General features: G+C 64.2%; 15 protein-coding genes. 13 read left to right on the top strand and 2 right to left on the bottom strand.

The window, feature by feature from the left end; translation table 11 throughout:
- Positions 1-300 precede the first annotated feature (300 nt).
- Positions 301-993: a TetR/AcrR family transcriptional regulator gene (locus BRAD285_RS20345; RefSeq protein WP_006614509.1), complete on the bottom strand. Its 693-nt coding sequence runs from the start codon at positions 991-993 to the stop codon at positions 301-303.
- Positions 994-1,241: 248 nt separating this feature from the next.
- Here BRAD285_RS20345 and BRAD285_RS20340 point away from each other — a divergent pair, with 248 nt between their 5' ends.
- The 7 genes from BRAD285_RS20340 (at position 1,242) to cynS (ending at position 8,071) form a co-directional block, all read left to right on the top strand.
- Entirely contained in the window at positions 1,242-1,784 is a 543-nt protein-coding gene (locus tag BRAD285_RS20340) for an OsmC family protein (RefSeq protein ID WP_006614508.1), read from the top strand.
- A gap of 29 nt (positions 1,785-1,813) precedes the next feature.
- On the top strand, positions 1,814-2,935 hold the full coding sequence (locus BRAD285_RS20335; RefSeq protein WP_006614507.1) for an acyl-CoA dehydrogenase family protein: 1,122 nt from the start codon (positions 1,814-1,816) through the stop codon (positions 2,933-2,935).
- Positions 2,936-2,984: 49 nt separating this feature from the next.
- Entirely contained in the window at positions 2,985-3,860 is an 876-nt protein-coding gene (locus BRAD285_RS20330; RefSeq protein WP_006614506.1) for a sulfurtransferase, read from the top strand.
- Positions 3,861-3,956: 96 nt separating this feature from the next.
- Positions 3,957-5,342: an ABC transporter substrate-binding protein gene (locus tag BRAD285_RS20325; RefSeq protein ID WP_006614505.1), complete on the top strand. Its 1,386-nt coding sequence runs from the start codon at positions 3,957-3,959 to the stop codon at positions 5,340-5,342.
- Between the two features lie 181 nt (positions 5,343-5,523).
- Positions 5,524-6,363, top strand: coding sequence for a nitrate ABC transporter permease (gene ntrB, locus BRAD285_RS20320; RefSeq protein WP_006614504.1), 840 nt, complete (start codon positions 5,524-5,526; stop codon positions 6,361-6,363).
- Positions 6,364-6,630: 267 nt separating this feature from the next.
- Positions 6,631-7,536 (top strand): ABC transporter ATP-binding protein, encoded by a 906-nt coding sequence (locus tag BRAD285_RS20315; RefSeq protein ID WP_006614503.1) that lies wholly within the window; start codon positions 6,631-6,633, stop codon positions 7,534-7,536.
- A 46-nt stretch (positions 7,537-7,582) separates the two neighbouring features.
- Entirely contained in the window at positions 7,583-8,071 is a 489-nt protein-coding gene (gene cynS, locus BRAD285_RS20310) for a cyanase (protein ID WP_006614502.1), read from the top strand.
- 64 nt (positions 8,072-8,135) lie between these two features.
- On the opposite strand, the gene BRAD285_RS20305 is transcribed toward cynS, so the two are convergent.
- On the bottom strand, positions 8,136-8,453 hold the full coding sequence (locus BRAD285_RS20305) for a DUF1476 domain-containing protein (protein WP_006614501.1): 318 nt from the start codon (positions 8,451-8,453) through the stop codon (positions 8,136-8,138).
- Between the two features lie 309 nt (positions 8,454-8,762).
- Here BRAD285_RS20305 and purC point away from each other — a divergent pair, with 309 nt between their 5' ends.
- The 6 genes from purC (at position 8,763) to BRAD285_RS20275 (ending at position 13,028) form a co-directional block, all read left to right on the top strand.
- Complete coding sequence (gene purC / locus BRAD285_RS20300) at positions 8,763-9,530, top strand: phosphoribosylaminoimidazolesuccinocarboxamide synthase (protein ID WP_008974302.1); 768 nt, start codon at positions 8,763-8,765, stop codon at positions 9,528-9,530.
- Between the two features lie 13 nt (positions 9,531-9,543).
- The gene (gene purS / locus BRAD285_RS20295; RefSeq protein WP_006614499.1) at positions 9,544-9,786 is read left to right on the top strand and encodes a phosphoribosylformylglycinamidine synthase subunit PurS; all 243 of its coding nucleotides are present in this window, start codon (positions 9,544-9,546) and stop codon (positions 9,784-9,786) included.
- Positions 9,787-9,808: 22 nt separating this feature from the next.
- A complete protein-coding gene (locus tag BRAD285_RS20290) occupies positions 9,809-10,063 on the top strand; it encodes a hypothetical protein (protein WP_006614498.1) in 255 nt (84 codons plus the stop codon).
- Positions 10,060-10,761 (top strand): phosphoribosylformylglycinamidine synthase subunit PurQ, encoded by a 702-nt coding sequence (gene purQ / locus BRAD285_RS20285; protein WP_006614497.1) that lies wholly within the window; start codon positions 10,060-10,062, stop codon positions 10,759-10,761. The genes BRAD285_RS20290 and purQ overlap by 4 nt, the downstream gene beginning before the upstream one ends.
- Before the next feature lie 148 nt (positions 10,762-10,909).
- Positions 10,910-11,482 (top strand): hypothetical protein, encoded by a 573-nt coding sequence (locus BRAD285_RS20280; protein ID WP_244422353.1) that lies wholly within the window; start codon positions 10,910-10,912, stop codon positions 11,480-11,482.
- 268 nt (positions 11,483-11,750) lie between these two features.
- On the top strand, positions 11,751-13,028 hold the full coding sequence (locus tag BRAD285_RS20275) for a DUF1236 domain-containing protein (protein WP_006614495.1): 1,278 nt from the start codon (positions 11,751-11,753) through the stop codon (positions 13,026-13,028).
- The last annotated feature ends 205 nt before the right edge of the window (positions 13,029-13,233 follow it).

Here is a 13,233-nt window from a genome sequence, read left to right as displayed (position 1 = left end):
TGAGATCAGGATGAATCGTCATCGCGCTTTAGGTTATTGTTTGCGCATGATCTTTTCGGAAAACCGCTGCGCACTTTTCCGGATCATGCTTTAGGATCGCGATCCGCGCGTCCCCACGATCCACGCAAGCAACGCACGATCTCTCCTCGTCATTGCGAGCGCAGCGAAGCAATCCAGGGTGGTGAGCGGAATTCTGGATTGCTTCGCTGCGCTCGCAATGACGCGCGGAAATAGCTCCCCTCAAACGAAGAGTTCGTCGACCAGATACAAACGTGACGTAACAGCCACAATGGGACTGGCTCACACCGCCGCTAGCTGCGGATCCGCTTTTCCAGCGCGCTTGGCTGTCTTGTGCTTCGCCGGCTCGAACAGCGCACTCGCCGCGATGCCGGCCGTATCCGCGACCTCCGGATTGCGCGACACCATGGCGGCGACGATCGCGCCGTCGATCAGCAGGGCCAGCTGATGCGCAAAACTCTCCGGCTCGGCTGCGCCCATCTCACGCGCCAGCTTCTCGATATGCGCCAGCACCACCTTCTTGTGGCGCAGCGCGATGGTGCGGAACTGCTTCTGGTCCTTGTCGTGCTCGCCGACCGCGTTGATGAAGGGGCAGCCGTAGAAGCGCTCCTCGCTGAACCAGCTCTTCAGCGCCGGGAAGATGCGTGACAGCTTGGTCTCGGCGTCACCGCCGCCGCTCTCCATCGCGCCGATGAACCATTCGCGCCACTGCTTGCCTTCGCTCTCCAGCACGGCGGTGACGAGCGCGGTCTTCGACCCGAAGAGTTTGTACAGCGTGGTCTTCGCCGTGCCGGCCTCGCTGATGATCGCGTCGATTCCGGTGGCGTTGATGCCGTTCTTGCAGAACAGATGCGTCGCCGCACCCAACAGGCGGCCGCGCGCCGACTCGTCATCAGCAGCGGCGATCGGTCGCGCGACTGCCTGCTTCTTGGCTGACTGTTTGCCCGCGGCCGGCTTGATCTCTTTCTTGCCCATGCGCGCAAGCTTAATCGCGGTGCGCGTGAGTCAGCAAGACCGCTGATGCGGATGAGGCAGCGCTGCGCTCAATTTCATCGCTGATGGCAGCATCCTGCATCGCATGTGAGCAGGCGAGGGCGGGCCAGATCCCGCCATCTTCTTCTAAGCCGCGAGGATCATTCCGCCTTTTGATTTCCTGGGTCCCTGGCACGCTTCGTGCAGGAAACAGACCGTTCGGTATCCTCGATCCCAGGGAGAGAAAAGAGATGACCGCTGTGGTTCAGAAGACGGCGCTGACGGGCTGCCTCGCGCCTATCGACAGAGGCGGCCTCGAACAGCTCATCGTCAACGGCAAGGCCAACCCCAAGGTCATCAAGACCCTGAAGTGCAAGACCGTCGCGGAAGGCAAGTTCCGCCACGCCAACTACATCCGCAACCTCGCGCCCTACATCGTCGACGAGCCGCCGGGGCTGCTCGGCGACGACACCGCGCCGAATCCGTCGGAAGCCTCGCTCGCCGCGCTCGGCTCGTGCCTTGCGGTCGGCCTGCACGCCAACGCGGTGCATCGCGGCTGGATCGTCAACAAGCTCGAGCTGGAGCTCGAGGGCGACCTCAACATCACCGCTGTGTGGGGCACGGGTGACGTCTCCGAGAAGCCGGTCGGCTTCACCGATGTGCGCGTCAAGGTCGACATGGAGTGCGAGGGCATCTCCAAGGAGGAGGTTCAGGCGTTGATCGATCACGTCAAGAAGTGGTCGCCGGTCGCCAACACCTTCACGCGCCCGGTCAATCTCGAAGTCGGGATCTGATCTGACCACGCGCAGCGGAGGGCGTCATCATGGGTTCACTCGGACAGCATCTGGCGGTCGATCGTGCAGGCGTGATGCCTGTGCCGTCGACCGTGGAGCAGGTCGCGGCGATCGCGCGCAACGAGCTCGCGCCGCTGGCCTCTGGCATCGACGCCGGCACGGTGTACCCGGCTGACGTGCTCCGCCGCTTCGGCGAGGTCGGTGCGTGGAGCAGCCATGTGCCGGAGGATGGCGCGGCCGATCTCAACTGCGCCATCGGCTCGATCGCAGCGATCGGCGAGGTCTGCGGCGCCTCCGCCTTTATGGCGTGGTGCCAGAACACGCTGGTCTGGTACATCGCCAATTCGAGCAATGAGGCGTTGAAGGATCGCCTGCTCGATGACGCCGCCAGCGGCAAGCTGCTCGGCGGCACCGGGCTGTCGAATCCGATGAAGAGCTTCTTCGGCATCGAGAAGCTCAAGCTCAAGGGGAAGAAGGTCGAGGGCGGCTATGTCGTGCGCGGCGCGCTGCCCTGGGTCTCCAATCTCGGGCCGGACCACATGTTCGGTACGATCTTCGAGCGCGAGGATGCGCCCGGCGAGATCGTGATGTTCGTGGCCGACTGCGCGGATCCGGCGGTGACGTTGCAGCCCTGCCAGCCGTTCCTGGCGATGGACGGCACCGGCACCTACGGCATCCAGTTTCGCGATCTGTTCGTACCAAACGAGCTGATCCTTGCCGATCCCGCGGGACCGTTCGTCAAGACAATCCGCGCCGGCTTCATCCTGTTGCAGGCCGGCATGGCGCTCGGCCTGATCAAGGACTGCATCAAGATCATGCAGGAGGTCGAGGCGCCGCTCGGCCACATCAACCGCTATTTGCCGCAACAGCCGGTCGATTTCAGCGCGCTCGCCGACGAGCTCGCCCGCGAGACGGCCGAGATCGCCCGTGATCCCTACAACACGGACGAGACCTATTGGCGAAAGGTCGTTGCGCTGCGCCTGCGGGCCGGCGAGGCCAGCGTCGCCGCGGCTCACGCCGCGATGCTCCATTGCGGAGCGCGCGGCTACATCAAGGGCAATCGCGCCGAACGTCGCCTGCGCGAGGCCTATTTCGTCGCGATCGTCACCCCCGCGACCAAGCAGCTCCGCAAGATGCTCGCCGACGGCTGACGCCGGCGAGAACGGCAAACAACGAAGTTTAGACCAGGAGAGGCCTGCCATGACGGACGTACTGATTACTGCCGGCGAACTCGCTGACTTCATCAAGACCGAGCCGTGTGTCGTCATCGACACCCGCAATCCCGATGCCTACGCTGCGGGCCATCTTCCGGGCGCCGTGAACGTCCATGAGATCTTCACCTATCTCGCGACGTCGACGCCGGAAGGGATCGCGGAGTTGAAGACCAAGTTCGCCGACGCGTTCGGCGCCGCCGGCCTGTCAGGCGCGGAGACCGCCGTGGTCTACGAGCAGTCCATGAATTCAGGCTTCGGCCAGTCGTGCCGCGGCTACTTTCTGCTCACCATGCTCGGTTATCCCAAGGTGAAGGTGCTGCATGGCGGCTACGACGCCTGGGCCGCGGCCGGCATGCCGGTTACGACGGACGTGCCGTCGCCGGCCAAGGCCTCATTCACCATCGTGCCGGAGGCGGGCAGCATCCTGATCGATGCGAAGGCCATGCTGTCGGCGGTCGGCAATCCGGCGATCGCCATCCTCGACGTGCGCGACGTCGACGAGTGGATCGGTGATTCCTCCTCGCCCTACGGCAAGGATTTCTGCCCGCGCAAGGGTCGCATCCCCGGCGCCGTCTGGCTTGAGTGGTACCGCATGATGAAGCCGACCGCGGAAGGCCCGCGCTTCAAGTCGAAGGACGAGATCCTCGCCGAATGCGCCACCGTCGGCATCACCGTCGATACGCCGGTCTATCTCTATTGCTTCAAGGGGGCGCGCGCGTCGAACACGTTCCTCGCGCTGAAGAACGCCGGTGTGAGGGATGTGCGGATGTACTTTGGCTCGTGGAACGAGTGGTCGCGCGATCCCTCGCTGCCGATCGAGGAAGGCCTGCCGATGCCGGCGCTGACCAGCAAAGCGGCATAGAAGCTGCATGAGATGCACGTCCGGCCGCTGAAAATTGCGGCCGGACGAGCAGTTTGAGGGCGCTGATAGCGCAGGTGTGACAAAGGGGCGCAGCACATGTCGATTTTCGATGATCCGTTCGATGCCGAGTCTCGCGTGAATGCCGGTTGTATTTGCGGGCAGCATCAGAGCCCGGCCGAACATGAGCACGCGATGTTGGCGCTGCGCTGCGAGCCGGTCGGCGACAGCGACGAGGAGCGCTACGAGAACGTCGTCGCGTCCGCCGTGCTGCGCGCCGTGTTCCCGGAAGTGACTACGCGCCGTGCTTTCCTCAAAACCGTTGGAGCCGCCACCGCGCTCGCGGCCGTCTCGCAGTTCTTCCCGCTGAAGACGGCAACCGAAGCATTCGCGCAGTCCGGCACGCCGGAGAAGAAGGATCTCAAGGTCGGTTTCATCCCGATCACATGCGCGACGCCGATCATCATGGCCGCGCCGCTCGGCTTCTATTCCAAGGCCGGGCTGAACGTCGAGGTCGTGAAGACAGCGGGCTGGGCCGTGATCCGCGACAAGACCATCAACAAGGAATACGACGCCTCGCACATGCTGGCGCCGATGCCGATCGCGATCTCGCTGGGCCTCGGGGCGCAGCCGATTCCGTTCACCGTGCCCGCGATCGAGAACATCAACGGGCAGGGCATCGTGCTGTCGATGAAGCACAAGGACAAGCGAGATCCGAAGGACTGGAAGGGGCTGAAGTTCGCCATTCCGTTCGACTATTCGATGCACAATTATCTGCTGCGCTATTATCTCGCCGAGCATGGCATCGATCCGGACACTGACGTACAGCTGCGCTCGGTGCCGCCGCCGGAGATGGTCGCCAATCTCAGGGCTGACAACATCGACGGCTTCCTCGCGCCCGACAACATCTGCCAGCGCGCGATCTATGATGGCGTCGGCTTCCTGCACATCCTCTCCAAGGAGATCTGGGACGGTCATCCCTGCTGCAGCTTCGCCGCGAGCCGCGAGTTCATCACGGCGGCGCCCAACAGCTTCGCCGCGTTGACCCGCGCCATCGTCGATGCGACCGCCTATGCGTCGAAGGCGGAGAACCGCAAGCAGATCGCGGAGGCGATCGCGCCGGCCAACTACATCAATGCGCCCGTGACGGTGCTGGAGCAGGTGCTGACTGGCACGTATGCCGATGGCTTGGGCGGCGTGAAGACCGACCCGAAGCGCGTCGATTTCGATCCGTTCCCGTGGCAGTCATTCGCAGTGTGGATGCTGACCCAAATGAAGCGCTGGGGCCAGATCAAGGGCGACGTCGACTACAAGGTGGTCGCCGAGCAGATCTATCTTGCCACCGACACCCGCAAGGTCATGACCGAGATGGGGCTGACGCCGCCGAAAGACTCGTACAAGTCGTTCTCGGTGATGGGCAAGAGCTTCGATCCGACCAAGCCGGACGACTACGTGGCGAGCTTCAAGATCAAGAAGGCGTCGTGATGAAGGCCAGGGACGCGACGCTGCTGGCCAAAATACCGGTGTCGTCCCCGCGAACGCGGGGACCCATACGCCGTGACTTTGCGTGGGCCAGGGATGGCAGCGCCAATCGTTTTTACCAGCTGCCGACGGTGGTTATGGGTCCCTGCGTTCGCAGGGACGACAGCTGTTGGTGGGGTGAGGGATGACCACCTCACTCCGTCTCCGCGCCGCCGTCGTCTCGATCGTCCTGCTCGCCGTGTTCCTCGGCGCCTGGCATATCGCCACGCGCAGCACCGGCACGGCTGCCAACATGAGCCCCGAATACGCCAAGCTGATGGGCATGACGGCGACGCAAGGCAAATCCGCCATGCCCGGGCCGCTCGCGGTCGGCGCCAAGCTGTGGGAGCACCTCAGGCGGCCGTTCTACGACAACGGCCCGAACGACAAGGGCCTCGGAATCCAGCTCGCCTTTTCGCTCGGGCGGGTGATGCTCGGCTACCTGATCGCGGTTGCGCTCGCGATCCCGCTCGGCTTCCTGATCGGCATGTCGCCGTTGATGAGCAAGGCGCTCGATCCGTTCATCCAGATCCTTAAACCCATCTCGCCGCTCGCCTGGATGCCGCTGGCGCTCTACACGATCAAGGATTCCAGCCTGTCGGCGATCTTCGTGATCTTCATCTGCTCGGTCTGGCCGATGCTGATCAACACCGCGTTCGGCGTCGCCAGTGTGCGCAAGGAGTGGATCAACGTCGCGCGCACCTTGGAGGTCGGGAATTTCCGCCGTGCCTTCACGGTCATCCTGCCGGCGGCGGCGCCGACGATCCTGACGGGCATGCGGATCTCGATCGGCATCGCCTGGCTCGTGATCGTGGCGGCCGAGATGCTCGTCGGCGGCACCGGCATCGGCTACTTCGTCTGGAACGAGTGGAATAACCTGTCGATCACCAATGTGATCATTGCGATCCTGCTGATCGGTGCGGTCGGCATGGTGCTGGACCAACTGCTCGCCCGCGTGTCGTGGCTCGTAACGTTTCCGGAGTAGGGCGGTGATGCTGATCAAGAGCGACGCTGCCCTCTTACCTCGCCCCGCTTGCGGGGGCGCGACGAGCTTCGCTCGCGCTGAGAGGTCGGATTGCGTCGAAGATGCAATCCGGGTGAGGGGGTACAGGTCTCTCGACACTCACTCCTCGCGCGCGTGCCCCTTATCTCAGCCCGCGGCTCGCACCTCCCGTGCCGCTGCCCCTCACCCCAGCCCTCTCCCCGTAAGGACGGGGAGAGGGAGCGCGCCGGAATCGTGGAGACAGCGAGCATGACCGCTGACAAGTTCATCTCCATCGAGGGTATCGCCAAGCGTTATGAGGGCGCGCGGAGCACGACGATTTTCGAAAATCTCTGGCTCGGCATGGCGCGCGGAGAGTTCGTTTGCGTGATCGGGCATTCCGGGTGCGGCAAGACGACGGTGCTCAACATTCTCGCCGGGCTCGATGTGCCGAGCGAGGGCGCGGTGATCGTCGATGGCCAGGCCATCGAGGGGCCGAGCCTCGATCGCGCCGTGATCTTCCAGAGCCATGCGCTGCTGCCGTGGCGGACGGTGCTCGGCAACGTCGCCTATGCGGTCTCGTCGAAATGGCGCAAATGGGATCGCGCCAAGGTCAAGGCGCATGCGCTGAAATACATCGAACTGGTTGGGCTCTCCGGCTCCGAGCACAAGCGGCCCTCGGAGCTCTCCGGGGGCATGAAGCAGCGCGTCGGCATTGCGCGGGCGCTGTCGATCACGCCGAAGATCATGCTGATGGACGAGCCGTTCTCGGCGCTGGACGCGCTGACCCGCGGCACCCTGCAGGACGAAGTCCGGCGCATCTGCGTCGAGACCGGGCAGACCGTGTTCATGATCACCCACGACGTCGACGAGGCGATCTATCTCGCCGACAAGATCGTGCTGATGACCAACGGCCCCGGTGCGGTGCTGGCCGAGATCGTCGAGAACCCGCTGCCGAAGGACCGGCTGCGCGGCGATCTGCACCGTCACCCGCTGTACTACGCGCTGCGCAACCATATCATCGACTTCCTGGTCAGCCGCAGCAAGACTTTCACCGCCGAGACTCCGGATCATGATCCGCGCAAGGTGCCGGTGGTGAAGATCGGTCGCACTGAGCCGACCATCGTCGCCTCCAATTCGGCCGGCAGCGATACGCCGCAGGCGGCCGCGCGCTGACGCTCAGAAGAAACCCTCAACGAAGGCCCATCAAGGGAGACCAAGCATGAAGCGATCCGACCTCACCGAGAAGCTGCTCGACATCAAGCGCGAGAAGGGCTGGAGCTGGAAATACATCTGCGAGAAGATCGGCGGCTATTCCGAGGTGCTGATCGTCGGCGCCATTCTCGGCCAGATGAAGCTGACCAAGCCGCAGGCGGCGAATGCCGGCGAGCTGTTCGGTCTCTCCAAGAGCGAGATCTCGATGCTGAACGAGACGCCGATGCGCGGCGAGGGCGTGCAGATGCCGCCGACCGATCCGCTGATCTACCGCTTCTACGAGCTCGTGATGATCAACGGCCCGGCCTGGAAGGAGCTGATCCAGGAGGAGTTCGGCGACGGCATCATGTCGGCGATCGACTTCGACATGGTGATGGAGCGCCTGCCCAATCCGAAGGGCGACCGCGTCAAGATCTCGATGTCGGGCAAGTTCCTGCCGTACAAATATTACGGCGCCAGCGGCAATGTGCCGGAGTACGGATTCAAGGAAGAGTAGACGAGGGCGAGTAGCGAACAGGGCTCTCCCCGTTCGCTACTCCCAATCCGCTATTTGCCTGCTGTTACTGCCCGGCCTTGATCTGCGCGACCGCCGTCGCCAGCAGCTCGCTCATCTTGGCCCGGATCTCGGCCTCGCTGACGCCCTTGGCCGAGAGATCGCCCAGCACCTTGCGCACGACGTCGGCGTCGCCGGCCTCCTCGAAATCGGCGGCGATGACCTCCTTCGCGTAGGCGTCGGCGTCAGCGCCGGACTTGCCGAGCTTGTCGGCTGCCCACAGGCCGAGGAGCTTGTTACGGCGGGCTTCCGCCTTGAACTTCAATTCCTCGTCATGGGCGAATTGCTTCTCGAACGCGTCCTCGCGCTTGTCGAACGTGGTCATGGCCGGAACTTCCAGTGTTGCCGAAAAGGGTTAACCGCGCAGGCGGTTGCGGGGCGGTTTCCGCATGCCTAAATAATTGGAACACAAAGCCAATACAACGGGCACGAGGCCGCAGGGAAGGCCGGTAAAACTAAGGTCCGGAGGTCCGGATCGATTGTGCTCGGGACCCCAATGGGATAGGTTCAAATTGGCCCGGTTCTTGTTCTGTTTCCGTCGACCCGGGCCCTCGCGGCAGCTCCGTCGTGGTCCTGTCCAAAGTCATCCGGAGCCCACCATTTCATGGATTTCAACAAAACACGGTACATCCCAATGAGCCGTCGGCGTCGCATTTATGAAGGCAAGGCCAAGGTCCTTTACGAAGGTCCGGAGCCGGGCACCCTGATCCAGCACTTCAAGGACGACGCCACCGCCTTCAATGCCAAGAAGCACCAGGTGATCGAAGGCAAGGGCGTCCTCAACAACCGGATCTCGGAGTACCTGTTTCAGCACCTCAACGACATCGGGGTGCCGACCCACTTCATCCGCCGGCTCAACATGCGCGAGCAGCTGATTCGTGAGGTCGAGATCGTCCCGCTCGAGGTCGTGGTGCGCAACGTGGCGGCGGGCTCGCTCTCGCAGCGCCTCGGCATCGAGGAGGGCACCCAGCTGCCGCGTTCGATCATCGAATTCTATTACAAGAACGACCAGCTCAACGACCCCATGGTGTCGGAGGAGCACATCACCGCGTTCGGCTGGGCGACCCCCCAGGAGATCGACGACATCATGGCGCTCGCCATCCGCGTCAACGACTTCCTGACCGGCCTTTTCCTCGGCATTGGCATCCGCCTCGTCGATTTCAAGATGGAATGCGGCCGGCTGTTCGAGAACGAGATGATGCGGATCATCGTCGCCGACGAGATTTCCCCCGATTCGTGCCGGCTGTGGGACATCAAGTCGAACGAGAAGCTCGACAAGGACCGCTTCCGTCGTGATCTTGGCGGCCTGCTGGAGGCCTATACCGAGGTCGCCAAGCGGCTCGGCATTCTCATGGAGAACGAGCGTCCGGCGGGCTCCGGCCCCGTCCTGGTCAAGAGCTAAAGGGAATACTGACGTGAAAGCGCGTGTCACGGTGACACTGAAAACCGGCATCCTCGATCCCCAGGGCAAGGCGATCGAGGGCGCCCTCAAATCGCTCGGCGTCGACGGCGTCGCGTCGGTCCGGCAGGGCAAGGTGTTCGACATCGAGCTCGCCGGGGCCGACAAGGCCCAGGCGGAGGCGGCCCTGAAGGCCGCCGCCGACAAGCTGCTCGCCAACACGGTGATCGAGAATTACCGGGTGGAGCTGCTGGGGTAGTTGGAGCTATTGGGGTAGGGCAATGGCTGCTGTCACCAACGAGCTGATGTATGAGGTTTTGAAGTCGATCCAGGCGCGGCTCGCGCAGGTCGACGGAAAAATCGACGAGCTCAAGTTGGCGGAGCAAGCCTCCCGCACTGCTCAGATCGCTCTTCGTCAGGAGATCACTGGTATTCACCAGGAGCTCTCCGGCATTCACGCCACCTTGGTTCGCCACGAGGGCCGTCTCGATCGCATCGACCGGCGCCTTGAACTCAACGATGTGCCTTCGCTATGAAATCCGCCATCCTCGTCTTCCCCGGCATCAACCGCGAACGCGACATGGCGCGGGCGCTGCGCATGATCTCCGGCCATGAGCCGGCGATGGTCTGGCACGCCGAGACCTCGCTGCCCAAGGGCACCGATCTCGTCGTCGTCCCCGGCGGCTTCTCCTATGGCGATTACCTGCGCTGTGGCGCGATCGCGGCCCGCGCCCCCGTGATGGACGCCGTGCGCGATCATGCCGCCAAGGGCGGGCTCGTGCTCGGCGTCTGCAACGGCTTCCAGATCCTGTGCGAATCTGGCCTGCTGCCGGGCGTGCTGATGCGCAACGACCGGCTGAAGTTCATCTGCAAGGATGTGCATCTGCGCGTCGAGCGCTCGGATTCGCCATTCACCCGCGGCTACAATGCCGGCCAGGTCATCCGCGTGCCGGTCGCCCATGGCGAGGGTAACTATGCGGCTGACGAGGAGACCTTGAAGCGGCTCAACGGCGATGGGCGCGTGCTGTATCGCTACTGTTCCGCCGATGGCGAGGTCGGCGACCTCAGCAACATCAATGGCGCTGCGCATTCGATCGCCGGCATCGTCAACGAGAGCGGGAATGTGCTCGGCATGATGCCGCATCCCGAGAATCACGTCGAGGACATCATGGGCTGCACCGACGGCCGCGGCCTATTCGCCGGCCTTGTCGCCCATCTCGACCGCGCCGCCTGATCGGCTGGTAGCGCTCCATCACGTGTCATTCGGCCACTCATAGGCCGGACCTATAAACGACCGATTGGCGATCGAGGGTCTGGGACGTTCCTCCATCTCCCGGATCGTCCCTGACGTCCGCTTTTGCCTCGATCCCGACGGTGCCTTGATGTCGATGCTGCCTCTCACTCGGCGCGCCCCGCGTTGGCTGCTCTTGTCCGCGTTGCTCGCAGTCATCCCGGGCGTTGGCGCGGCGCGAGCCGAGACACCGGCGGCAGCGCCGCCGGCCGCCGCTGCGCCGTTCTCGGTGAGCGGCTGGAAGCCGCAGCGGCCGAACGGCACCGACGTGACCTTCTTCCTGTGCGACGACGCCAAATGCGGTCCCGGCTCGAAGGTCAGTTATCGGCTGTATCCGCCGAATACGACGATGACGATCGAGCAATTTCGCGCCTCCCAAGAGCAGACCGTCAAGCTGCTGGACCAACGCGTACCCGGCCAGACCACCACGATCCTGGGCGTCGACGGCGACAAGGGCACCAAGTTGCCGCGTGTGTTTCGCGTGCGGCGCCTGAAGGTGGCGCCTGATGGGACCAAGGAATATCAGGTCAGTGGCGTGCTGTTCGGGCTGAAGGGCAGTGCGAGCCTGATCAGCTCGGCGGATAGCGAGAAAGGCAGCACCACCAACTTCGCGCAGTTCGCGATCCCTGTCATGGTCCTGCTCGGGCTGCCGCCGCGACAATGATTGTGAGCGCGACGGCGCTCTGAGGAGGCGCCGCCGCGCGCCTTCCGACCGTGCATCTCGGCTTCGATGAAGAGGCCGTTCATCGAAATCGTTCCGCGCGATTTTTATCCGGCCTCCGGCAACGCCGGGCCGATGTTTGCGTTGTCCGCCCGCGAATGGGGCAGGGAACCAAGGAGGTTCTCTCATGACGACGAAACATTGGCTGGGAACGGCCGCAATCATCCTGGCGATCGGCACGGCATCAGGTGCGGCATCGGCCCAGGGCGACATGAAGCGTGAAGGCGGGGCGGCTGCCCCGACTGCGCGGGAGGCGACACGCCCTGCTGGCGAGGCCAAGAGCGAGGTGAAGGGCGGCGCGGCGGCCGCTGAGCGCGGCGCGTCCGAGGCCAAGCAAAGCGCGCAGGAGCAGCGTCGCGGCGAGCCGGCAACCGGCGGGCGCGAGCAGGCGCAGGAGCGCGCGGCTGAACGGCCGGCGCATGACGCCAAGCAGAGCGCCGAGAGCAAGGGCGGCGCCGCCGCCGAGCGCGGCCGCGATGCCAAAGAGAGCGCCAAGGAAAGCGCTGAGACGAAGTCGGCCACGGACAGCAAGCAGTCGGAGAGCAAGGCCAAGGCCGAGTCGACCAACAAGGCCGAGTCCAAGCAGGAGCAGGATCGCGCCGCCGAGTCCAAGTCTGGCGCGACGGATCGCAAGTCCGACCGCGAGGCGGATCGCAACGACCGCAACAGCCCGGACAAGGACAAGACCCGGCAGAGCCAGGACGAGCGCAAGTCCGGTACGTCCGGCACGGCGGCTGACAAGACCGGCGACAAGCAGGACAACGATCGCAACAAGCAGGCCAACCAGCCGGCTGGCGCGGACACCAAGAGCTCGACCGCGCAGCAGAACCCGCAAACCGCTCCGACCGGTACTGGTCAGCAGACCGGACAGGCCAGCACCCAGACCCAACCCAATGGCAACCGCACCAACGCGCAGGTCCAGGTCAACGAGCAGCAGAAGACCCGCGTGGTCGATCAGCTCCGCCGCGATCACGACTTCGACCGCGCGCGCACCGATATCAACATCAACGTCAATGTCGGCGAGCGCCTGCCGGAGCGCGTGCGGCCGCGTCCGCTGCCGTCGGACATCGTCACTGTCGTGCCGGAATATCGCGGTTACGAGTATACGGTGGTGCATGACGAGATCGCCATTGTCGATCCGCGCAGCCGTGAGATCGTCGACGTCATCTCGCCGGACGGCCGGCGTGCCGATCGCGGCTATGATCGCGGCGGCTACGGTGTGAGCTCGACGCGGATCGTGCTGTCGGACGACCAGCGTCAGATTCTGCGCCGTGCGGCGACCGAGAGCGGTACGGTCGGTTCGACGACGTCGTCGTCCTCGGCCTCATCCGGCTCGAGCTGCCTGAGCCTGCGCCGAGTGCCCGATGAGCTCGCGCGCGCCAATCCGGAGCTTGCCAACTACCAGTATCTGGCGATCGGCGAGCAGGTCGTCCTGGTCGATCCGCGCGACCAGAAGGTGGTGCAGGTCATCGATCAGCAGCAGCAGTAATGCTGTGACCCTAAGTGCGTGACGGAAGGGCGGGAGCGCAGAGCGCTTCCGCCCTTTGTCTTGTGCCCTCGCGATGAAGGCGATCGCCGTCCGCCCAGCGAACGCGATTGCCGCGACGGCTTGAACCCGCCGTTGCAGTCATGCGTCAAACCAGCAGGACGCGTGAGCCGGCGCCGGCCGCAGGATTGTCCATCGCGCATGGCCA

The organism is Bradyrhizobium sp. ORS 285 (assembly GCF_900176205.1).
Lineage (GTDB): Bacteria > Pseudomonadota > Alphaproteobacteria > Rhizobiales > Xanthobacteraceae > Bradyrhizobium.
The sequence above is the reverse complement of the archived record's forward strand: the minus strand, read 5'-3'. Positions and strand labels throughout refer to the sequence as shown.